This is a genomic window from Spiroplasma endosymbiont of Tricholauxania praeusta (assembly GCF_964019535.1).
In the GTDB taxonomy this organism is placed as follows: Bacteria; Bacillota_I; Bacilli_A; order Mycoplasmatales; family VBWQ01; genus Spiroplasma_E; species Spiroplasma_E ixodetis_A.
The window spans coordinates 774,707-798,463 of record NZ_OZ026450.1; the positions used below are offsets into that span (position 1 = coordinate 774,707).

Annotated in this window: 22 protein-coding genes; 9 read left to right on the forward strand and 13 right to left on the reverse strand. The window is 24.1% G+C overall.

Going from position 1 to position 23,757, the window contains the following annotated elements; translation table 4 throughout:
• Positions 1-15: 15 nt before the first annotated feature.
• The gene (locus tag AACK96_RS04170) at positions 16-813 is read left to right on the forward strand and encodes a Pr6Pr family membrane protein (RefSeq protein ID WP_338973355.1); all 798 of its coding nucleotides are present in this window, start codon (positions 16-18) and stop codon (positions 811-813) included.
• 83 nt (positions 814-896) lie between these two features.
• On the forward strand, positions 897-1,601 hold the full coding sequence (locus AACK96_RS04175) for a class II fructose-bisphosphate aldolase (protein WP_338973358.1): 705 nt from the start codon (positions 897-899) through the stop codon (positions 1,599-1,601).
• Between the two features lie 174 nt (positions 1,602-1,775).
• On the opposite strand, the gene AACK96_RS04180 is transcribed toward AACK96_RS04175, so the two are convergent.
• The 6 genes from AACK96_RS04180 to AACK96_RS04205 all read right to left on the reverse strand — a co-directional run bounded on the left by AACK96_RS04180 (position 1,776) and on the right by AACK96_RS04205 (position 7,079).
• Positions 1,776-2,897 (reverse strand): site-2 protease family protein, encoded by a 1,122-nt coding sequence (locus AACK96_RS04180; RefSeq protein ID WP_338973360.1) that lies wholly within the window; start codon positions 2,895-2,897, stop codon positions 1,776-1,778.
• Between the two features lie 24 nt (positions 2,898-2,921).
• Positions 2,922-3,935, reverse strand: a complete 1,014-nt coding sequence (locus AACK96_RS04185; RefSeq protein WP_338973363.1) for a phosphatidate cytidylyltransferase — start codon at positions 3,933-3,935, stop codon at positions 2,922-2,924.
• A 34-nt stretch (positions 3,936-3,969) separates the two neighbouring features.
• Entirely contained in the window at positions 3,970-4,512 is a 543-nt protein-coding gene (locus tag AACK96_RS04190) for a ribosome-recycling factor (protein ID WP_338973366.1), read from the reverse strand.
• A gap of 135 nt (positions 4,513-4,647) precedes the next feature.
• Complete coding sequence (locus tag AACK96_RS04195) at positions 4,648-4,896, reverse strand: hypothetical protein (RefSeq protein ID WP_338973369.1); 249 nt, start codon at positions 4,894-4,896, stop codon at positions 4,648-4,650.
• 229 nt (positions 4,897-5,125) lie between these two features.
• Complete coding sequence (locus AACK96_RS04200) at positions 5,126-6,004, reverse strand: hypothetical protein (RefSeq protein WP_338973371.1); 879 nt, start codon at positions 6,002-6,004, stop codon at positions 5,126-5,128.
• A 181-nt stretch (positions 6,005-6,185) separates the two neighbouring features.
• Entirely contained in the window at positions 6,186-7,079 is an 894-nt protein-coding gene (locus AACK96_RS04205; RefSeq protein ID WP_338973373.1) for a hypothetical protein, read from the reverse strand.
• 863 nt (positions 7,080-7,942) lie between these two features.
• Here AACK96_RS04205 and nusA point away from each other — a divergent pair.
• From nusA to AACK96_RS04230, 5 genes are all read left to right on the forward strand, one after another.
• Entirely contained in the window at positions 7,943-9,118 is a 1,176-nt protein-coding gene (nusA, locus tag AACK96_RS04210) for a transcription termination factor NusA (protein ID WP_338973375.1), read from the forward strand.
• 18 nt (positions 9,119-9,136) lie between these two features.
• Complete coding sequence (rnpM, locus tag AACK96_RS04215; protein ID WP_338957115.1) at positions 9,137-9,427, forward strand: RNase P modulator RnpM; 291 nt, start codon at positions 9,137-9,139, stop codon at positions 9,425-9,427.
• Between the two features lie 27 nt (positions 9,428-9,454).
• Complete coding sequence (infB, locus tag AACK96_RS04220) at positions 9,455-11,284, forward strand: translation initiation factor IF-2 (RefSeq protein ID WP_338973377.1); 1,830 nt, start codon at positions 9,455-9,457, stop codon at positions 11,282-11,284.
• 1 nt (position 11,285) lies between these two features.
• On the forward strand, positions 11,286-11,645 hold the full coding sequence (gene rbfA, locus AACK96_RS04225; protein ID WP_281747920.1) for a 30S ribosome-binding factor RbfA: 360 nt from the start codon (positions 11,286-11,288) through the stop codon (positions 11,643-11,645).
• 96 nt (positions 11,646-11,741) lie between these two features.
• On the forward strand, positions 11,742-12,005 hold the full coding sequence (locus tag AACK96_RS04230; RefSeq protein ID WP_338973380.1) for an agmatine deiminase family protein: 264 nt from the start codon (positions 11,742-11,744) through the stop codon (positions 12,003-12,005).
• A 196-nt stretch (positions 12,006-12,201) separates the two neighbouring features.
• Here AACK96_RS04230 and AACK96_RS04235 read toward each other — a convergent pair whose 3' ends face one another.
• Entirely contained in the window at positions 12,202-13,362 is a 1,161-nt protein-coding gene (locus AACK96_RS04235; RefSeq protein ID WP_338973382.1) for an Mbov_0401 family ICE element transposase-like protein, read from the reverse strand.
• 64 nt (positions 13,363-13,426) lie between these two features.
• Between AACK96_RS04235 and AACK96_RS04240 the strand changes: the two genes are divergently transcribed.
• Complete coding sequence (locus AACK96_RS04240; RefSeq protein WP_338973384.1) at positions 13,427-15,133, forward strand: hypothetical protein; 1,707 nt, start codon at positions 13,427-13,429, stop codon at positions 15,131-15,133.
• A gap of 150 nt (positions 15,134-15,283) precedes the next feature.
• Complete coding sequence (locus AACK96_RS04245) at positions 15,284-15,565, forward strand: hypothetical protein (protein ID WP_338973386.1); 282 nt, start codon at positions 15,284-15,286, stop codon at positions 15,563-15,565.
• On the opposite strand, the gene AACK96_RS04250 is transcribed toward AACK96_RS04245, so the two are convergent.
• The 6 genes from AACK96_RS04250 to AACK96_RS04275 are packed head-to-tail and all read right to left on the reverse strand — an operon-like array spanning position 15,566 to position 23,748.
• Positions 15,566-17,608, reverse strand: coding sequence for a hypothetical protein (locus AACK96_RS04250; protein ID WP_338973388.1), 2,043 nt, complete (start codon positions 17,606-17,608; stop codon positions 15,566-15,568). It abuts the gene before it with no gap.
• Positions 17,559-18,800, reverse strand: coding sequence for a hypothetical protein (locus AACK96_RS04255; protein WP_338973389.1), 1,242 nt, complete (start codon positions 18,798-18,800; stop codon positions 17,559-17,561). The genes AACK96_RS04250 and AACK96_RS04255 overlap by 50 nt, the downstream gene beginning before the upstream one ends.
• 16 nt (positions 18,801-18,816) lie before the next feature.
• Complete coding sequence (locus tag AACK96_RS04260; protein WP_338973392.1) at positions 18,817-18,939, reverse strand: hypothetical protein; 123 nt, start codon at positions 18,937-18,939, stop codon at positions 18,817-18,819.
• Between the two features lie 4 nt (positions 18,940-18,943).
• Entirely contained in the window at positions 18,944-20,830 is a 1,887-nt protein-coding gene (locus AACK96_RS04265) for a hypothetical protein (protein WP_338973395.1), read from the reverse strand.
• Between the two features lie 3 nt (positions 20,831-20,833).
• Positions 20,834-22,552, reverse strand: coding sequence for a hypothetical protein (locus AACK96_RS04270; RefSeq protein ID WP_338973398.1), 1,719 nt, complete (start codon positions 22,550-22,552; stop codon positions 20,834-20,836).
• A gap of 14 nt (positions 22,553-22,566) precedes the next feature.
• Positions 22,567-23,748, reverse strand: coding sequence for a hypothetical protein (locus tag AACK96_RS04275; protein WP_338973401.1), 1,182 nt, complete (start codon positions 23,746-23,748; stop codon positions 22,567-22,569).
• Positions 23,749-23,757 lie beyond the last annotated feature (9 nt).

Below are 23,757 nucleotides of genomic sequence, written 5' to 3' on the forward strand. Positions count from 1 at the left end.
AGATGTGGGATTATTATGTATAAATTAAGTAACAAAGCCAACTTTTATATACGTTTATCTGCATTAATAATGATAATTTTATTTTTAATTATTGATTTAATTAGTGCAATATATTATCCAATGGAAAAATTTGAACATTTAGGATATGGTGAACGAGTAAGTAACTACTATGCTTTTTTTACTACTGAGAGTAATTATATGGTTGTTATTTATTTTTGTGTTTATTTATTTGATTCTTATTTTCGTGGTACTAAACCAAGTTTTCAAACTCGATTAGCAGTAACTGTTTATATTACTATTACGATGTTAGTATTTTGAATAGGTATTTTCACTGCTGAGCAAGATCCAAAACAATACAGTGCTTATAATTGAATTGCAACATTAATTTTACACTTATTAATGCCAATAATTATGATTACTAGTTTTATTGTTACGTCAGGTCATCAATATATTAATATGAAACAACAACATAAAATATATTTATGATTAATTGTTATTTATCCAGCAATTTATTGTATTGTTATTCTAATTAGAGGTCATTTACGTTATTTAGATTTTATAGAAACTGGTCATCCACCAAGAGATACATGATATCCATATTTTTTCTTTGATTATTCAAATGGCGAATATGGATGATTAATCGCTGCTAGTGCCGTTGTTTTTGTTTTTGGTTTAGTTTTCAGTTTACAATATTTTTATATTTGAATTAATAACTTAATGTTCAAACGTTATCAAACTTCTGAACATCGTTTATATGATTTTTATCAAAAAATATTACGTCAACTTAATAAAAAAAAGAAAAGAAAAAAGTAAAAATTTAAAACATATGTTATATTCCTTACATGATAAATATTATTGATATAATTAAATAAAAAAGAAAAGTTAGGTGATTGTAATTGAAAATTAACTTGAAAACAATGTTAAAACATGCACAAATTAACAAATACGCAATCCCAAGTTTTAACTTTGATAATTTAGAAATGTTAATTGCAATTACTAATGCAGCCGAAAAACAAAAAGCACCAATATGTTTAATGATAACACCTAACACTATTAATTGTATTGATTTAAAATATGTACTTGCTATTATTAATAATGTTATTAATCGTGCAAAAGTACCAATTTTTTTACAACTAGACCACTGTCTTGATCCACACTTTATTAAAACTAAAATTACATCTGATTTTAGTTCAGTTATGTTAAATTACAGTAACTATCCAATTAAAGAAAATATTGAAAAAACCAAAGATATTGTTCATTTTGCTGCTATCAATAGTCATCATCAAGATAATAGACAAGATTTAAAAATTTCTCTAATTAAAGAAATTGCTATTAAAATGCCTGAAATTTTTTTAGTATTACATGATAATATTACTATTAATGATGAACAATTAACTCTAGCAATTAAAGCTGGTATTACTAAAGTTAATATTAGTAGTGATTTAAGAAAGATTTACGTTGAAAGTCTAAAAAAAAGTTTGCAAACTAATTCTAATTTGTCTAATCTTAATACATTAACAGAAAATGCAATGATAGCTATTCAGAAATTTGTTGAAGAAAAAATAATTCTCTTAGGAGCAAATAATCGATATAAATTTTAGTTTTTATACTTATAAAGTATATTTCAAAATAAAATAAAAAGTGAACAATATTGTTCACTTAAAATAGTAACTATTTTATTTTTTTAAAATATAAATAATTAAGAAAATTACTCAAAACTTTTTCATTCAAATTTATTATCCTATTTATAATAAGATTTTATTATAAAGTAAAGATTAAAAAAATATATCTTTAATAGTAATAGCAATAAAGATAACTAAAAATAATATAGCTCCAGCAATACTAACAATAATTTTATATTTTTCATTTAATTTTTTTCTTGTTACCGCTTCAACTGCATTTTCAACAAATTTATAACCATCCAACGGCGGAATTGGTAACATATTTAATAAAAATAAATTAGATGATAATAATGCTGCTCAACGAAAATATGTACTTGCTGCTTGTGTTGATGATAAATCAGGATTTAAAAAACTATTAGTTGATTTAACAATACCAACAGGTCCTGATAAATTTTGTCAATGAAAAGTAACTAATTGTCCTAATGCTTGTAAAAGACTGTAACTATCTTTAAAAGTATCAATGATACCATTACTAATAACTTGCCCTGCATTTAAATAATAACTACCTTGACTAACACCAATGAATAGTACACCTTTTTGTTCTACTGGTTTAAAAATAACAGTTTTATCATCTTTATTATCAAAAGTAATTTCATAATCAGCAATAACTGTACCATTAGTAGTCTTTTTATTATATTTACTTAATCATGCTTCTAAATCATAATATGATTTAATTGATTGTTTAGATTCAATATCACCAGTATTATAAATACTAGTAATAGCATCAGTATCTAAAATTTTAAAAGTTGGATTATGTTCATTATATTCTTTAACTGCTTCATATAATGGTCCTGTTGTTGCATAAGTTGGTGGCAAGTTAGGATCATATTTATGTGGATAAATTCCATATCCAATCATTAATAAAATAAAAGCTAATAATAAATTCATTAGTGCACCTGCACTAATGAAAGCTGCTTTTTTACCACGTTGCAAGTTTTCCATCATTCGTTTACCATCAATTACTTCATCTTCTCGTCCTTTAGGAGCATCAGCAATTTCTGAAGCAATAGAAACATAACCACCCAATGGTAATAGTCTTAAAGTATAACGTGTTTCTTTTTTACCTCACTGCAAAAGTTTTGGTCCCATACCAATAGCAAATTCATATACATATGCTCCTGATAATTTAGCAATTACAAAATGAGCAAATTCATGCAATGTAATTAAAAATAATATTGTAAATAAACCAATTAAAATGGCTAAAAATATATACATAACTTCATCCTTAAATTTTTTATTTTAAGCAATAGCTGCTAGAGTAATTAGAGAACCAAAAATAACTACTGTTGAAAATGAATCTAAACGATCTAATAATCCTCCATGTCCAGGTAAAATATTTGAAAAATCCTTAACATGATAATTACGTTTCAAATAAGAAAATAATAAATCACCCATTTGACTAACGATTGAAAGAATAAAACTAGTAGCAAAATAAGCAATATAGATTGGTGCTTTACTATTAACTTCTAAAAAAGGCAATGGATTATAATTACTTGTTTCTAAAAAAACAGTTACTGTTATCATACTTAAAATAACTGCTGTTATTAAACCAGTAATAGCACCTTCTCAAGTTTTATTTGGTGATATACTTGGTGCCATTTTTGTTTTACCATAAATTATACCACCAATAAAAGCACCAACATCATTAGACATAACAATAATGAATAAAAACAATAATGTTGGTCATCCTAGTTTTGAAAGTTTAATTTCTGATAACATTAAAAAATTAACAGCTTTAACAACAAATACTAAATAAATAATTCAAGTAAAAATAAAAATAACATCACTTAATTGAAAATTTTTACTTCGTCAAGCAATTAAAATAAAAATACAAATGAAAAATAATAAAGTTAATAAAGTCATTCAAGTTTCAAATCAATAATGATTATAAATATATGGACCAAAAGTTTCTTTACCAAGCGGAACTCATAAAAGTATGACTCCTGTTAAAATTATAGAAATTTTAAGTACAATTGATCAATTTGATTCTTTTTTTAAATTAATAATTTCTCATAAACAACCAATAAAAATTAAAGTATTAATTATCATAAATGTATAGGCTGATCACTGTGGTTTATTACCAAAAATTGGTTCTAAATAAACTGCCCCAATAAACATTCATAATACACCACAAGCAATTAACATAAAGCTTGTAAGAATACGATTTCGATAGGTTCTAAAAAAATTACTAAGTTTTGCAAAAAAAGAAATTTTAGATTTTATATTTTCTTTATTTATTATCTTTTTTTTCACAATATTTAACCCCTAACTTTTTATTGCTTTATTGCTAAATTTTCATTAAATCGACTTTTTTATTGTTTTCTATTAATACAAGTTCTTTAATTTTACTATCAGTTAAATCTTGAATTGTAGTTTCTGCATGCTTTTCTTGATCTTCTGGTAATTTTATTTTTTTCAGATTTTGAACAGCATCACGTCGACAATTACGGATTTTAACTTTATATTCTTCAGTTTTTTTACTCAAATCTTTAACTAAAGATTTACGAACGTCTTCTGTTAATTGTGGGAAAATTAAACGTATATTCTCTGCTTCGCTTTTAATTTGTAATTTCAAATCAGCTTTTGTAACAGCTTCTGTAATGTCTTTAATTAAACTGCGATCATATGGTTTAATTAATAATTGATGTGCTTCTGCTACTTTAACTTGCGCAATATTACTTAAACTATCAACACCACCATAACATTTAACATTAACTCCTTCTAAGATATTAGGATTAGCTCTTCCGGTGCGAATTTTGTTAATTTCATTTTTATAACGTAAAATTATTTCATTCATCAGATTTGTGGCTTCTAAAATAATAACTTCCATATTTGTTTTCCTCCTAGTTAATAATTTTAAGTTGTTTTTAAATCAAACTATAAAAATTATATAATAATTTTTATTAAAACCAATGGAAAACTATTTAAAAAAATAAAAAACATCATTAATTAATGATGTTTTTTATTAATATCTTTGGACTTTATTTTCATCATTGTTTAAATCAACTAATATAAAAATACCACCAATAATACCTAATGCAGCACCAAAGATAATTCCTAATATTGCTAAAGCAATTTTTTGATCAGTAGTCGCTTCATCTTTACTTACTTTTTTGTATAAAATAAAACCGGGTATTGTTCATAATAAAGGAATTATAAATATTGATTCTAAAATAAAAACAATAAATATTAATATACTTCCTGCTTTTAACATTTTTTTCTCCTTCTTTAATTTTTATAATTAATAATATCACTTAATAAAATTGAAAGATACAATTGTGTCCTCATTTAAAGTTTATTTTTTTAACTTATCAATGTTATAAATTTAATTTCTTCTGATTTCAAATGTCTAATTATTAATAATTTTCATTTGTATTAATAGTAACAAAAAAATATGATAATTAACAATAACTGTCATTATATTTTTTAAAATATTTAATGATTTAAACAGTTGGTGGTATACCACAATCTATTCTAGGTAAAAGATGCACATCACCAAAATATATTGCTAAATAAACTTTTAAATTTCTAAAATTTCCTGTTACTAATGGACCATCATCAACTCTAGCATAGAACTGAGTACTAACATTTGTATTCAATATTTGAACTAGAGAATCAAATTGTTTTTGTTTACTTTCTGAATTTATTACTAATTTAAAATCAGCAACAGAATCACCTTGTTTAAATCCTTGCGCAGCAGTTAATTTTAAACTATTTTTATCACTAATAAGTTTAGTAATAACTATCTTTGAAATATTTAATCCATCATTTTTAGAAGTATTGATAGTATAAGATTTTACTACACTATCATCATCTTTGCTTATAATATCAATTTGACAAGTACCAGCAAGAACTTTAAAATCAGTTCCTGTATTATTTTCTTCAGTTTTACCCGCTTCAGTACTTGTAATTTTTGCAGATAAGGTAGTAATTTTTTTAACATCATCAGATGAATATTCTTCATTTTCACTACCACTTGTAATCCCTAATTCTTTCAAAAATGCTGCAGCATCAGCATCTTTTGCTTGATTTGGATTTCTAATTTCGTTTGCGTTTAATAAACTGTTTTTAAAATTAGTCATCATAATTTTTGTGTCATCAGCCTCAATTGAATACTTCTCTTTACCAGTAGTTTTATCCCTCTTTAATTCTTGATTAATTAAACTTGTATTTTCATCACTATATCATCCTAATAATTTTGCATATTTACCATTTAATATTGGTCCTTTTGTTTCAAAATCACAGGCAACAATTGAACTTGCTACAGTTGTAATTAAAGTAGTAGCAGCCATTAATCGTAATAATGTTTTTATATTTCTCATATAATATTTTCTCCCCTTTTAGATAATTTTCTAAAAAATATAAATTATTTTCTGCTATTTATTATATATTCTTCTTGATTTGAAACAATTTTTATAATTTTAATTATTAATAATATTTTTTAAATGATAAAAAAAGAATATAAATTAAAAAAGATTGCAATTGCAATCTTTTAAAATATATTTAAGCTTGTGGAGTTCCAAAATCTAGAGTATTTGTAACTTTTACTTCTCCAAATTTTACGGTTAAGTATACTTTTTGAGCTGTATACTTAGGTATCACTGTTTGACCTTGATCATCAGAAGTTCAAACTAATGATACTTTATCTTTGCTAAATAAGTTAACTAAAGAATTATATAGATTTTTTTCTTTAGAATTCTCAGTTTTTCAAGGTAAAGACTTAAGTACATCTTTGCCTTGTTCAAATCCATTAGCTTTAGTTAAATCCAATTTTGCTGATTGTACAAGCGTATCTACTTGAGCAGGAACACCTAATGTATCTTTCTTAAGAGTACTAATAGTATATTTTTTTACAGATTTGGCATCATCTCCAGTTGCCTTATCCATAATATTAATTTGGCAAGTACCAGCTGCAACTTTAAAATCAGTTGTACCAACAGCTTCAATTTTACCTGCTTCAGTACTTTCAACTTTTGCAGATAAAGCAGTAATAGATGTAACTTCTTCAGCTTTATAAAAAGCAGTAGTGCTACCAGATGTAAATCCTAAATCTTTTAAAAACGCTGCAGCATCAGCATCTTTTGCTTTAAATTTGTCAACATCAGCACCGTCACCTGCTTTTAATAATTTTTCGTTAAATTTAGTTGCTGTAATTTTTGTACTATCAGCAGCAAGAACAGAAATTGAATAACTTTCTTTACCAGCAGTATCATCCTTTTTTAGTTCTTGATTAATTGTACTTGTATTTTCATCACTATATCATCCTAGTAATGCTGCATATTTGCCATTCAATGCTGGCGCTTTTGTTTGAGTTCCACATGCAACAACTGAACTTGCTGCAACTGTTGTTAAAGCAGCAGCACCCATTAGTCGTAGTAATGTTTTCATGTTTCTCATATTGTTTTTCCCCCTTAGATAATTTTTCTGAAAAATATAAACTATTTTGTGTTCATAATTATACATTCTTTTTTATTTGGTGTTCTTTTTTTTATATTTTAAATATTTATTTGCCAATATAATAGTAGTTAAAATTGAAACAATAATTATAGAAAATATAATAATTATAGTTATTCAAACATTATTAACAATTCATTTTTCTAAACCTTTAAATAATGACTTAATCAAAAATATAATAGTGATAATAATTATTAAAGAAATAAAAACTACAATACTAATATTTTCATTCTTTTTCTTATTTTTACTCATAATATTTACTCCAAATTTTTATTATTTAATAAAATTTAATAAATAAATCTTAACATTTTTACTAATGTTTGAAAATATTTTAAAAAAATATCTAATCTTTGATAAGCAGAATATATAGGAAATTAATATCAATATAAGAACAAATTAGTATTGAAAAACAATTTAATTCCCATTTATTTTAAAAAATAGAAACTTTAAAATGAATGTTATATCTTTCAATGATAATAGAACAAAAACAATTACGACTATATAAATAATTATATTTAATCAATTTAAAACTTGAAAATTACCATTAATATAATGAAAGATATTTCTACAATATAATCTACGATAATAAAACTCTATCCTTTAATAAATTTCTATTGTTTTCAAATTAATAATATTGTATAATGAACAATGAATTAGAATTATAGCAAGACAGCTACCAGCTGTCTTTATTATTTCTAGTGTAATATATTTTTTTATTTAAGTATATTTTCATTTTGAAATAAATCTATTTCAAATACTATTAAATAATAAACAACAATGTTTATAAAAAACAAGGAGGAGAAAAAGTGGACAAAGAAATTAGTCAAATCATTTTAAATGCCATAAATGAAATTGCTGAAGAAAAACAAATAGCAAAAGAAGATATCATTGAAGCTTTAAAAGAAGGACTAAAAAAAGCATATGAATATCAAAGTCATCGTGATGATAGTACAAATATCAGAATTGAAATTGATCAAAATAAAGGTACTATTAAAATTTTAAAGGATTTAATTGTTGTTCCAAAAGTTGAAGATCCTGAATTAGAAATTGCACTTTCAACTATTAAAACAAAGAATCCCGGCTTAACAATTGGTGATACATATACGCAAATAATTCCTAGTGATCAATTCTCTCGTTTATCAATTTTTAAAGCCATTCAAGTAGTTAAACAATCAATTCGTGAAGCAGAAAAAACATCAATTTATGATGAATTTATTGATAAAAAAGATCACATATTAATTGGTACTATTGAAAGCGTTGAAGAAACTTATATGTTAATTAAAATTGGTAGAGCCTATGCTTTCTTACCAAAACAAAATCAAATCCCTAGTGAGATCTTACCAAAAAATAAACCAATCGCTAATAATACTTATATCAAATTTTATGTTGAAGATATTATTAAAAATAAAAACTATGGTCAAATTTTAGCATCAAGAACTCACGTTAATTTTTTACGTTGTTTACTAGAATTAGAAGTTCCTGAAATCGCACAAGGTGTAATCGAAGTTAAAGATATTGCTCGTATTCCTGGAATTAGAGCTAAGGTTGCAATTGTTAGTCATGATCCAAGCATTGATGGGATTGGTGCATGTATTGGCCCAAAAGGCGAAAGAACAAAACTAATTACGCAAGAATTAAGTGGCGAAAAAATTGACATTATTGCCTGAAATCCTAATATAAAAGAATATATAATTAACGCTTTAACACCAGCTAAAGTTATTTCAATTGATATTAATAAAGAAGAAAAACAAGCAAATATTATTGTTCCTACTGAACAATTATCATTAGCTATTGGTAAAAATGGTATGGCTGCTAAATTAGTTGCCGGTGTAACTCACTGAAATATTAATATTACTTCATTAGAACAAGCAAAAGAAAATAATATTAAATTTACTTGAAATGGTAATATTAAAGAAAGTGAATATGAAAAGTTTATATCTGAATTATTAAAAAAAACACAATGAAAAAATAAAAATCAATAAACAATAAAGTAGGTCGTTATGAATAAAATACCTTTAATTCAACGTAAAAAAATACCAATGCGTAAATGTATAGTTACAAATACTATTTTACCTAAACGTGAATTAATTAGAATTGTTATTAATAAAGAAGGACAATTATTCATTGATAAAACTGGCAAACAAAATGGTCGAGGTGCCTACATCCAACCTAAACTTGAATTAATACCTTTGCTTATTAAAAATAAGGCATTAGAACGAGCATTAAAAACAAAAATTCCAAATGAATTTTATGAACAATTAATTAATGAAATTAAAAAAAATTGAGATTAATTTTCCCAATCGAAAGGCGGGATGCAAATGGCAAAAAAACGAATATCTCAACAAACACAAAATATTAATCAACAACTAAAACAAAAAACATCTCAAATTAATGAAAAAGGAGTATTTTTATATAACGAACCATTAACTATTTCAGAATTTGCTAAAGCATTGCATCATCCAGTAACTGACATTATTAAATACTTCATGAAACAAGGCAAACTATTTAATCAAAATCAAATATTAACTCAAGAATTAATGCTTGAACTTTGTTTGGAATGAAATATTGATTTTGAAAAAGCTAAAGTGGTAACATATGAAAACTTATTAGAAAATATTAATCTCGAAGATGATAAAAAAAATTTAGTAACTCGACCACCTGTTGTTACAATTATGGGCCACGTTGATCATGGAAAAACAACACTATTAGATACTATCCGTAATTCTAAAGTTACTAATCAAGAACACGGTGGTATTACTCAACATATTGGTGCTTATCAAATTAAAACTAATAATAAATTAATTACTTTTATTGATACCCCAGGTCACGAAGCATTTACTGAAATGCGTTCACGTGGTTCTAAAATTACTGATATTGTTGTTTTAGTAGTTGCTGGTGATGATGGTGTGATGCCACAAACTCGTGAAGCAATTGACCATGCAAAAGTAGCTGGTGTTTCAATTATTGTTTTTGTTAATAAAATGGATAAACCAAATGTTAATACTGATCGCATTATGAATGAACTAGCTAATTGTGATTTAACTAGTGAAGAATGAGGTGGCGATACTATTTTTGTTTATGGTAGTGCTTTAAAAAATCAAGGAATTGATGAATTATTAGAAGCAATATTAGTAATTGCTGAATTAAAAGAACTAAATGCTAATCCAAATCGATTTGCTAATGGAACTGTTATCGAATCTCATCATGATAAAAATGTTGGTTCAATTTGTACTTTATTAATACAAGGTGGAACACTAAAAGTTACTGATATTGTAGTTGCGGGTAGTGTTAAAGGAAAAATTAAACGCCTTATTAATGATACTGGTAAAATAATTACTAAAGCCGGACCTTCAATGCCTGTTCAAGTTTTAGGATTTGAAACAGCCCCTACTCCTGGTGAATCTTTTATTGTTTTTAATGATGATAAATTAGCAAGAAAAGTAGCACTAGTACGACAAACAGAAGAAACAAATAAAATTAGAAATAATCGACAAATTAGTTTAGGTAATTTAACACAAGATGTTGCTACAGATGAATTAAAACAAATTAATGTTATTTTACGAGCAGATACTCAAGGTTCAGTGCAAGCAATCGTTCAAGCAGTAAATAAAATTAATGTTAATGATATTACTGTTAAGTTTATTAGAGCAACTATTGGTGGTATTAGTGAATCAGATATTAAACTTGCTCAAACTTCAAGAAGTATTATTTATGGTTTCAATGTTCGCCCCAATCATGTTATTCGTGAAGCTGCTAACAATGCCGGTGTTGAAATTAGATTACATAATATCATTTATAAAATAACTGAAGAATTAGAATTGGCTGCTAAAGGTTTATTAGAACCAACTTATGAAGATAAAATTCTTGGTCAAGCACGAGTTATTAAAACTTTTCATTTTTCAAAAGTAGGAACAATTGCTGGTTGTGTTGTCATTAATGGTTTCATTCAACGTAATAGCAAAGTTCATATCATTCGTGATGATGTTGTTATTTATAACGGTGAAATCAGTGGTTTAAAACATGAAAAAAATGATTTAAAAATTGCTAAAAAAGAAACTCAATGCGGTATTACTATTAAAAATTTTAATGACTTAAAAGAAAATGATATTATTGAATCATATTTAGTAGAAGAAGTGGAGACAAAATAGGATGTCTATCATTAAATTTGAACAACAAGAAAGTTTCTTAAAAAAAGAAATTACTAATATATTAAAAAAAGAATCAAAAAATATTCTTTTCAAAGATATCACTATTACTAATGTAAAAATAACAAAAGATAACAGTTATGCTACCATTTATTGAACAGTTTACTTAGATAATTTAGATATTAAAACCATTAGTACTGCTTTAGAAAAAGCGAAAGGTTTTTGTCGAAGCGCACTTGCTAAAACAAGTAATAAATATAAAGTTCCAGAATTACGCTTTAAATATGATAATACCAACACTAGAGTTAAAAACATTGAAGAAATATTAAAAAATATCAAAAATAATAATTCTTCAAATGAATAAAAAAAATAAAATTATTAGTATAATAAAAAAAGGAATCATCAATAAAATAAGGGAATTATTCAGTAGCTACTAAGTAAGAAAGGAAAGCTACTATTAATGGCACAAAAAATTTATTCAACACCAAATAGTGATGATTTTTATGTTATTCCTGAATTTTTAGAACATCAACAATGTTGAATGGTATGACCAGAAAGAACCGATAATTGAAGATTAGGCGCTAAACCAGCACAAGAAAAAATAAGTAAACTTGCTAATATTATTAGTGAACATGAACATGTAAATATGATTGTTAGTAAAAATCAATTTAATAATGCTAGAAATTTATTAAATAAAAAGGGAGCATACCGATGTTGTCAATAATATTCAAATTTGTCTTAAAATTATAAAGTTAGACGAGAATAATTTTGACTTCAATATGCAATTGTATGTTAATCTTAACACTTAGAAAATATTAGTCAACAATAATACTTACTTTTATAACTCAAAAATTCTTATTAAACTTTACGTTAATAAGTTTTATTTTATTTTTAGTTATTTTTTAAATTTAAGTTTTAATTTATAATAACTGGATGGCTGTATTTATTTGATAACATTTAAAATTAACCATTTTTGTATACATATCAATGTTATAAGTTCTATCACCAATCATATGCTTTAAAATTTGTTTAATATTAGTTTCAGTAAAGCAACCAATATTTTCAACTAGTGCTTGGTTTAATACACCATCTTTTGCATTAATAAAATAACCAACTTTTATTTTTTTATATTGTAAAGTTAATGATTGTAAAAAATCAATTAATTCATAATATTCACCTTTGGCAAATAAATTTATTGCATTTTGATAGTGTAATTTAGCAATTTGATTTTTTCTTCTTCCAGCCATGATACCAAGAAATAAAACATGAAAAGCATGAAATTTATCTAAAATAAATTTGGCATTTAAAATGGTAGCAGTTTTTCTAATTCATTTTGCACTGTCTCCACAAACTATTAAATTTGCTTGGTCAAAGTTTTCAAAAAATAAATTACCATATTTTTCTATTAATTTTGCGGTTTTTTCAGCACCAATTTCTGTTTTTGATACTCTTATTTTACATACAGCTCTTTTATTAATTAATTTTCCATTTTTCTTTTTACCAGTACACATTACTATTAATCTCATCGAACATTTTTTACAATTTTTAGTATTGTGTTTTTCATTAAACTTAAATTTTCGATGACCATCATCAATATTTACATATAAATTTTGATTTGGTTGTAATGGTATTTTGGGAATATTTGCTTTTGGTAATTCAAATTTTTGATATGTTCTACAAACTGTACTATTACTTATTAAATCTTCAATAAAAGTATCACAAACATCACGATACTTTTTACCATCAGCAAAATATTTTAAAATTTGTTTAATAACGTTAGGTGCAAGTTTACTATATTTTTTAACACCAAGATAGTTATCTAATAAGGATGCATATTCAGTTTTTTGTTTTTCTATGTTATAATAAGTACAAATACGTCGTTTATAAGTTAATAAACCTTTTTTTGCTTTTAGTTTTCGTTGTCTAAATCTATATGATTTATATTTAGATTTATCACATGTACTTCATAAATAATCATCTATTTTTTTAAATAATTCTTCTGTTTGTTTTAAACTTAATTCATCTTGATTAAAATCGTGTTTGTCTCAATCAAAAAGATTAGGAAATGGTAGTGTTAACATTTTTAATGTTCCTTTCTTTTAAATAATTTAATTTTAACTTATATATGTTAATAAGGAGTAAAATATGGCTTTTATTAGTAGTTATGCACAACTGAATAAAAAATATAATCTTAATTTTAGTGATAATAATTATAGTTTTAGTTGAGATATTTTTAAAGCATTTGTTGGTGATGAATGAGCAGAATATTTTACTACTAATTGTTTTTATCGTTTTATACCAACAGCACGTGGAACAAGAAAAACTTGAAACTGTTTAGCATTTGATTTATTTATATGTTGTAATTTTAGTGATAGTAGTGTCCAAGAAGTAAGAAGATATGAAAATACTCATAGTGAAACTACAATTGGTGCTTTAATGAATGTTTGTCAAGTTTTATTAGATACATATAATATTAATTTATTACCTAATAATCCACATGGCATTAAATGAAAAATTACTAAGGATGGGGGATGTATTATCTTTCCAAGTAATCAACAAATTGATTTTATTGGTTATGCTAATGGTAATAAAATTTTTGGAAAAGAAGCAGGTGGGTCAAGTTTTTTAGGTTCAAGAACAGATGAAATAATCATGGCAGAAGAAAAAGAAACACTTACTGATAAAGAATTAACATATCGCTATGAGCGATTAGAAATATCTATGTTTAGAAGTAACAGAATTAAAGTGTCAAATGAACCAATTAAAGAATGAAATTGAACTTTTATTGATAAAAATATATATAGCCCTACTTTTGGAAAAAAGATTACTCGTTATTTTTATAAAAACTTTTTTATGACTTTTACATGCAATCCTTATGATAAATATCATCCATTTTATTTAAAATACTGTACGCCATTTTTACCATTAAATAATGAAGTAATGGAAAATCTTAAAAAAATTGGCAAAGTTTATTATGAAAATAAAGACATGTTTAGTGGTTTAGGTTTATTTGTTTTAAGATTCACTATTAAACCATTTTGAGATAAGTTACCGGATATCCAAAAAAGAAAATTATTAGAAATGAAAAAAAGTAATGAAGATGAATATAATACTGTTTATTATGGTTTTGAATTTTTAGATAGTGATGCAACAATTTTCCCATTTCAAAAAACAGTAAAATATTGACAATCATATGATTTAAAACAATTTTATAATCAAGAAAAAGAAATGTATAAATTTGATTTTTATAGTGTTGGTATTGATTGAGCTACGGGACCAAAAGACCATACTGTATTTATGGTAGTTGGTTTTAAAGAATATAATAATACTGGTTATTATGATGCTTATATTATTTGTGAATTAGTAGTTACACCAAATGACTTTATAAATGAAAATGAAAAAATTAATGCTTATGTTAATGAAATTTTAGGATTAATGGATAATTTTGAAAATTTTGAACAAGCAATTTATTTTTATGATGATAAAGCAAGAACAGCAATGGATTGATTAAATCAAAAATTAATTGATGAATACAATACTATTTTAATAACACAAACTGCTATTAAACATGCTTCAAATTTAAATCAAGAAGCCGGATTAACTAATAGAGTAGTTTGAATGAGAAATATTATGAGTTATGGAAACTTTTACGCAAATAAAGATGATTTACCAAAAACAACTCAATGTTTAGAAGAATTACGTTATGATGAAACAAAAACTAATATTCCTGACAAAAATATGTATCAAGACCCTTATGATGCTCTGTTTTATGCACTGTATCCATATAAAAATGTAATTAGGGGTAAAAATAATGCTACTGTGAAAAAAAGTATCTTCACATTTGCTATATAATAAACAATTTCAATATAATTAATAGTATAGGTATTATAAAATAAACGCCTTTAATTTAGGCGTTATTTTGCATTTAAAAGCATACTTGTAAAAATAATCAAAAATAGTACAATTTAAAAGTAAAATTAAGGAAAAAAGGAGTAATTTAATATGAAAACATGAATAAAAACAAATTTAAGTAAAATAACATTAGCATTAGCACTAACTGGTGCAACAACTGGAACAATAGGATTAATCATGGGGGGGGTGCTTACCAATAAAATGGAAAATTACTATTTAAAACCAAATGGAGAAAAAGTATTAGGTACAACTACAATTTGATGAAATAAATGATATAGCCCTGATAAAACTAGATTGTATTTTTCAAAAATTAAACATCATGATGAAGATGTAAAATGAGATGGTACTTACACAAATAATTATTTTGAATAATTAAATTTCTAAGTTAATATAAGAAATATTTTCATTATATTTATCGAATAAATTAATATTTTTTAAATCAATTTCTTGTTTATCTGTTATTAAAATAAAATCATAATTTCCGGAACCAAAAACACCACTAATTTCAATCCGATTTAGATTATTAATCGGATTTTCGATTTGTAATTCAAATTCACTATTATTATCAATTTGTGATATTTCTTTATAAAATTCCAATTTAGAAAATAATTGAGATTTATTTGAACCATATAAATTTAAAGCATTTTCAATTTTATTATTACTAATGATTAATTTTGTAAAATATTTTCCATATTCGCCATTTGCTAATGTTCAATCTGATGGAATTAATGAAGGTATATTATTAGTTTCTAGTTCATTGGTTATAGATAATCAATTAAATTGATTATCGTCTAATTTAAATAATTCATTTTGACTAATATCATTATTTCTTAGTTTAATGTTATTCATATCTGTAAAATCAAAATACTCAGATTTTAATATAACTTTGGTATCTTTAAATCTTCAAATATCTTTACCAGTAGGTTTTATTGGACTCGATTTTAATTCAAAATAATAGGGTAACAAAATTTTATTATCATCATTTAAACCTTTATTAATTGACATAATTGAATAAATATTATTTGATAACATAATTACTAGTTTCTTAAAAATATGAACTTGTGGTAAATTTATATAATTTGGATAATCCAATTTTCATTGTTTAAATAAATTAGTTATTACTTCTTCTGGTTTTTGTCCTTCAAATTTTGCTCTTAACTTTGCAATTTCATTGTCTGGAACACCTTTATCATCATATGTTGCACCATCAAAATTCCTATTATAATTATATGTATAACTTAGCATATCTAATAATAGTTGTTGTAGACTGTCAATGGGTGGTTTATCATTTATTTCAATTTCAATATCATTAAAGTTCTGTGATAATTCAATAACAATATTTCTACTTGGATATGGTGGGTTTGGTTCTTGATGACTATATAATAAATATTGTTCATTCTTTTTCATTTCAAAATCAGCTAATTTTTTCGGTATTGGGGATGGTCCATCATATTTACCAATTTTTGCATATGTTATTTTTGCATTATTAATAATTTCTTTTCTTGTTTCAGTTCCACCACCAATAGCAATTAAATCTAAAACTGATTTTTCTTGTCCAATAAATTGTTTTGCTAAATTTCAAGGTAATATTTGTTCACTAAATCATTGTTGTAAAATTCTAACTTTTGGTTGAGTTTCAATAGGCATTGATAATAAGGGAAATGCTATCTTATCTTTAACAAATAACTTAGGGTATACTTCCATATTGTCAACTTCACCAAGTACCTTTATATTGCCAAAAATCATGCTTCTAGGGGCTTTAATTTTTAAACCAGTAACTTTGGTATCTTTATCTAATGGTTTTTGTAATTTAATAATAATTGGATAACCATCTCTTGTTTTAAAATCTTTAATTTTAATAATAGTAATACTTTTAGTACTTCTTGTTTTTGGATTTTGATAAGGCTGTGAATAATTATTAATAATATATAAATTATCAATATTATTTTCAGTTAAAGGTTCATTAATAGAAACAGCATATAACTTAAATTGATTTAATAAATTTATTTCTTGAAAAATTAAATTTTTAATATCAGTCATACTATATTCAATTGTATTATCATTAATATTTGTACTTGCTCTTTGATTTAATTGCATAGTAAAATCAGATGTTTCAACAGCAGTAGTTTTTAATACTTTTTCAATATCAATAAATCCGATTTTAATAGTATTTGCTGAAAATTTTAAAGTATTATTTTCATTATTTTTAAATAAACGTTCAATTTCATAAATATAAATTGTTCTTTTTTTAAATTCATCGTATGCTCTATTAATATCGGGGTCACTAGTTGCTCTCATCATATTAGTAAAGTCATAAGGAATATTATCAATTAAATAATCATTTTCTACTTCTGCTTGATTAAGTTTAGTTTGTTTCTGTGGAAATTTCGTTTGTGGTTTGTTGTTGTTTTCCATTGTTTTCTCCTATTAATTGGTTATTTTCGGGATTAAATAATTTTAATCTCACTGTTAAATTATTAATTTCTTGTTCATCATTAATATTAAATGTTTTACTATTTAATAAGTCTTTATCTAAACGTACTAATATTTGAATAAATTTAAGAATATCAATATTAAATTGTCATAATTTTTGTTCAATATAGTTAATAGTTGAAATATTTACTGCTGTACTTTCGGGAACTGATTGTTGTGCAGATTTCTTTTGACTTGGTATATGAATACCACAACGTTTAAATATTTCATTAACATTTCAATCGTATATATCAGTTAAATTTTTACCTTTAAAATTACTATTTGTCATATTAATATTTTCATTTTGTTCGTTATTATCTCCACCACTTTTAAATATGTAGTTTTTAGTAACCAAAGTTCTTACTGTTTGTTCTAATGCTGATTGAACATTCCCATAAGTTTGATTAAAAATAAATTTAGGTGAGTTTAAAATAGTATCTAAAACAATTTGTTCATAAATAACATCTAATGCTTTAATTTTATCCATTACTTTATCACAATCTGCTAATTCATTTGCTTTATTTCGCATAATTGCTATTGGTATATAATTAATATTTAGTGTTTGTTCTTGCTCTAAATTTGGATTATTAATGAATGATTTAAAATCTAATGGAAATTGTTTTTTATTATCACTAATACTATAAATTGCACGATTAATAGTTACTTGTTCATTATTTAATGTATAAATTTCAAATAATCTTACATTTTGTGCATTTTGTTGATAACTATCATAAAAAATAGTACATTGAATTAATTTACCGGTAATATCATAAACTCTTTGTTGAATATCTATTACTTGAAAATATAAATCATCATTAGCAATAAAAATTAAATAACCACTAATTCCTAATTTGCTTAATTTAAAAATAGAATTTCAATTTTTTCTATAAAATTCTTGCTGAATTAAGTATTTTTTAATAGTTTCATTATTAATATCTAATGGAGCATTATATAAATTAGCATTATTTTCTGCTACAAAATCAGTAAAATAAGTTTCATGGTTAAAATCATTAAAACCAAAATAATTTAAAATAGAAGCATGTGTACTTTTATTTTTATTAGTTAAAAATTTTACTTTTTCATTTTGATTATCACTAGTATTTGTTTTATCTTTTCTTTTAAATAAACTTAACATAATATTCACCACCTTTCTAAAATATTTGATTAATTTTTAATACAATTTTTACAATAATAAATATAATTAAACCAGCAGTTGCAGAAGATAATAGTACTCCAATTAAACCTAAAATAATTTTTATAATTTTAAAAAACATAATATTATTCCTGTAATTCTTCTAATTTTCATACATTACCTTTTAAATTACCTTTTCCGCTATAAATAGTAATCAATTTTGCATGTTGAACTGATAAAATTACTATATTAGCACTATCATTAAAGGTTTGTATTTGTACACCATCAATTTTTTTATCAGTTATAATAAATTCTTGTATAGTATAAACTGGATTATATATACTTCAAGAATAATAAACTCTATAATGTTTATTAACTATAAAATCATAAGTAATTTGTCAATTATCTCATTTATTTTTTTCTCTTGTTCCTACTTCTTTTCAATTTGAACGACTTGGACTTGGTGTTGGAGGAATATCTTTTAATTCATTAATAGCACCGGCAATAGTTTTATCAGTAGTTTCTAAATTAGGAATTTCAGTACTAATAGTATTGATAGAAAAAACATATTTAAAATGGTCTTTATCCATTTTATCTTCTATTTTTTTATCTACTTCTTCTTTTTTATAATAATCAGATAAATCAGTTTTACCACCAATAGCACTAATAGTATTAGTTACTTCATCAATTTTAATATTTTCGCCAGTAGTTAATTTATTTTGCTTTTTATCTAATAAATTATTAGTTTCTATTTTTGTATAATAATCACGTTCAGTACTTTCTTCTGCTATAAATTCAGTTGGCGTATCTATTCCTTGATATTGATATATTTCTTTTATATCACCAATTAAATTAATTTTTCCACGTTCAGGATAAGAATTACCTCCACCCCTAAATTTTTTATTTCTATTGTCATAGTAAATAGTTCCAATATTTAAAATATTTTTATTTGAGATTTGTTCATTATAAGTCATGGAATCAACATTTAATAATTCAAATTCATTAAAAACATTATTTAAATAAATTTTAATTACTTTATAAAATTTCATAAAGTCATTTTCTGTTGAATATTGATAACTGATTTTAATAAAATATCATTTAAATGTTTCTATATTATTATTTTCAACTTTTTTTCATAGGGGACTAGTTTCGATATTAAATCAATTATTTTTAACATCATTAATATTTTCGTTTGCTTTAATTAATTCAGTATTTAATTTTGTAATTTCATTTTCATTAGTAGTAATTCGTTTTTGTTGTTTAGCAGAAAAATCACAAGTTGGTGCATGTGTATAATCACCAATTTGTGGATTATTTTGTAATGCTTCGGGTGGTAATGTACCAATTTCATCAGGTCAATCTAAAATCATTGTTTCAGATTCTTTATCATAATCTGTTGCAACATAACCTTTATTTATAAATTTTGTAACAGGACCTCTATATATTTCATTTTCATTATCATCAACTAAATCATCATACAATTTCATTTGTTTTGATAATGTAAATTCTTTTTGTTCTTTAATTAATTTATCAATTTGATTTCTAGTATAAAATGCTTTTAAGTCAATTTTTTCAACATCTATTTCATCATCATTATAACTTGAAAATATTTGTTTTAATTCTGTTAATCTTGCTCATATTTTCATTCTACTAGGTGCTAAATCTCAAACATTAATTGTAGGAGTACTATTTGCACTAAATTGAATACCATTATTAAATTGAATAGTAGCATCAACATTAAATTCAATTGGTGTACGATTAAATACTCAATGTTCAACCATAACATAAACCATATCTCTTAATGTTTCTTTAATTAATTCATCTTTAAAACTATCAAAAGGAAATTTAGATAAAATAAAATCAAGATAAGCATTAATATCATTTTGAGCACGAATAGCAAAAGTTTTAAATCAATCATTAACATTAGGTCATGTTTGTATATATTGCTGTGGTGTTTCTGTAATTTTTCCAGTTAATGGATATCAGTTATTATAATTTTCAAGACTAACATCAGTTCAAAGTTTATTAATCATAATTTATCATTCCTTAAAAAATGCTTGTTTATAATGATGAGTATGTTTTTTTGTTTTTTTATGTGTTATATGTTCAATTTCTTTTTGTATTTTATTTTTACCTTTTTTTAATTTTTTCTTACTTTTTGTTACAACTTGACTATATGCAAATTTTTCTAAATGATGTAATAATCCAGTACCAAATAAAGTATTAACACTAAATTTTAAACCAACATTTTTAAATGATTTGTTAATATTTTCAATAGGATTATTAATAACATTTACTACTTTATGATAAGTTCTTATTATTCTAAATATTTCTCTATATACTTTAAAACTATCTCTAATTACTTGTTGTAAAACTGGTGGAGCAAATGCTATTGCTTTTAATCATTTATTACGATTAACACCATAACCAATGTATCAACCACTATATCAACGATATCAATGGAATGGATGTATTTGAGTAACAAAAGTTTTTGCTTTAAGAATACTATCAACAACTGTAATTGGTTTATATTTAGGATTGCGATGATAAATAGTAATTGCACATTTATCTAATGACAAAGGTTGAATTTTACAACCCATAAATACTGGTGAATTTAATGGAATTAATTGTGCATGTTTAATTGCTCTTTTTTCTGCACTAGTAAATAAATCAGTTGCTTTTTCTTTTAATTTATTAATTTTTTCAAATGCTTGTTTTTCTAACTTTTCAAATTTTTCTTGTAATTTATATATACTTTCTCTTATTTTTTCAAAATATGGTGTATCTTTTCAAAATTTATTTAAACCTTTTTTTAAATAAAATCTAATATCAAAATATTTAAAAGTTTGATTTGCTTTTAAAACAAGTTGATGAATAATATTATTTTTAAAATTAAATTTAATAGAATTAGCACGAATTTTTTGTAAATCTAAAATTAAAGTTTTTCCATATCTATTTTCTGTATGTATTGTATGAACTAAATTTAATCAATCATGCTGATTCATAGATAATACTTTTTTTAAATCAGTATTAAATTTTTTTAAAAAGTTATTTGCTTTTTCAATATCTTTAATTTTAAATTTAGGAGTTAATTGTGGACTTAGTTTTATTAATGTATTTTGTAATAATAAGTAATCTTTTAACTCTTGTGCTTCTAATTTTTGAAAATTATTTTTATATTGTCTTTCAGCAACATAACCTAAATCTCGTAATACTGTTTCACGATTAGGAGTAAAAATATAATTCATTAAATAACGTTTATTACCAATAATTTTATCTGTTAAAATTTCTTTTCCACTTACTTGACTAATAATTTCTTGTAAATTTTTTGCTTCTTTAATTCCCACTTGTTCTAATGTTTTAGTTTTTTGTGCTAGTTTAATAAATTTACTTGTACGATAACCACGACTAATTTTATTAAGTCCAGCAAATGCAGGAAGTATATTAAAGAAAGTATTTAATTTTGTTACATTTCCTTTTAAATAATCATAAACTTGATTAATAGTAAAATCAGTTAAAAACTCTACACCAACAGCACTAATACTAGCAACTAAATCACTTGCACCTAATCCAAGGGCTACACTTTCACTTAATCCACCAGTAAAAGGAGCAAGTGCTACTGCTATAACTTGTACACCAATCATTTCTAAAATTTCTCATCAAAAACTTTTATTTTCTTGTTGGTTACTTGTTCTAGTATGTTTTGGTTTATTTATGTTTAAAAGTATTGCTGTACTAGTTGTACCAATTGGCATGATATTAATTTCCTTTATTTAAGAGTTATTTTAATTGGATTTGTTGTTCCTTTATAATTTAAATCATTAACATTTGCAGTAATAGTTATATATAAGTCACCCGCTTTTTGTTTTTGATTACTTACATTAGTTTTTCCTTGTGCATCACTAAAATATTTAATAGTTGGATTTGTTAAATTTGGATTTAATGATTTAAGTTCATTAGTACTTTTTATTTGTGTATTTAATTCACTATTATTGTTATTAACATTTGCAGTAATATCAGTTGTTAAACTTGTAATCTTAGTTTTTAAATCATTTTTATCATTATTAACAATTGCACATAACATTCAGCGTGAAGTTGTTTCTTCATCTGTTATATAGGGTATTGATTCACCAGTTACTTCTCCACCAACTAAATATCTTCTTCCAACTTTACCATCAGCAATATCTTGAACATATACAACTGTATTTTGTAACATATATCTTTTCATTGCTCTTGGTGTTGCTAAAACAAAAGACATAATTTTAGTTTCATTATTATCAGTAAATGTCATATAATCATCCATTACAATTTGACATAGTACACCTTTAATATATAAATCATTTCCATTTAATCTTAATTGTTGTGCAATCTGATTATCAGTAATTAAACCTTTATTATTAGCTAAATAAACAATATTATCATAAAGATTATTAGTAATAAAAAAACGACAATTATTACTATTTCTTAATTGAAATAAAGTATTTCAAGCATCTAACATTGATTTTAAGTATCCTACTGGTGATTTATCAGTAATATCTACTTTAGTTGCATATTTTGCAATTACATTTGTATCATTATTTGCTAAATAATCTGCTAAGTCATTAGCAACTTCATATTGCATTGTATTTAATAAATTTTGTCCATTTTCAGCATTTAAATCAACATTAGCAATTATTTCACCTGCAACTGCTTCTTCTTTAATTTCTTTTAAAATTTTAATAGTTTCAGCATAACTAACATCTAATCCTTTACTTTTATCATTTCATTTTAATACTTTAATTTCTGAATTTTTTGGTTTTTTAACTATAAATTCAATTTTGGTTGAATTAACTATTTCGATAGGAAAAAAACTTGCTCATGGTGAATTTGATTGTTTATAAAATTCTATAAACTCTGGTGCTTCTACTAATTTTTCGGTATTATCTAAATTTTTATTGAATTGTATTGCCATTTTTTGATT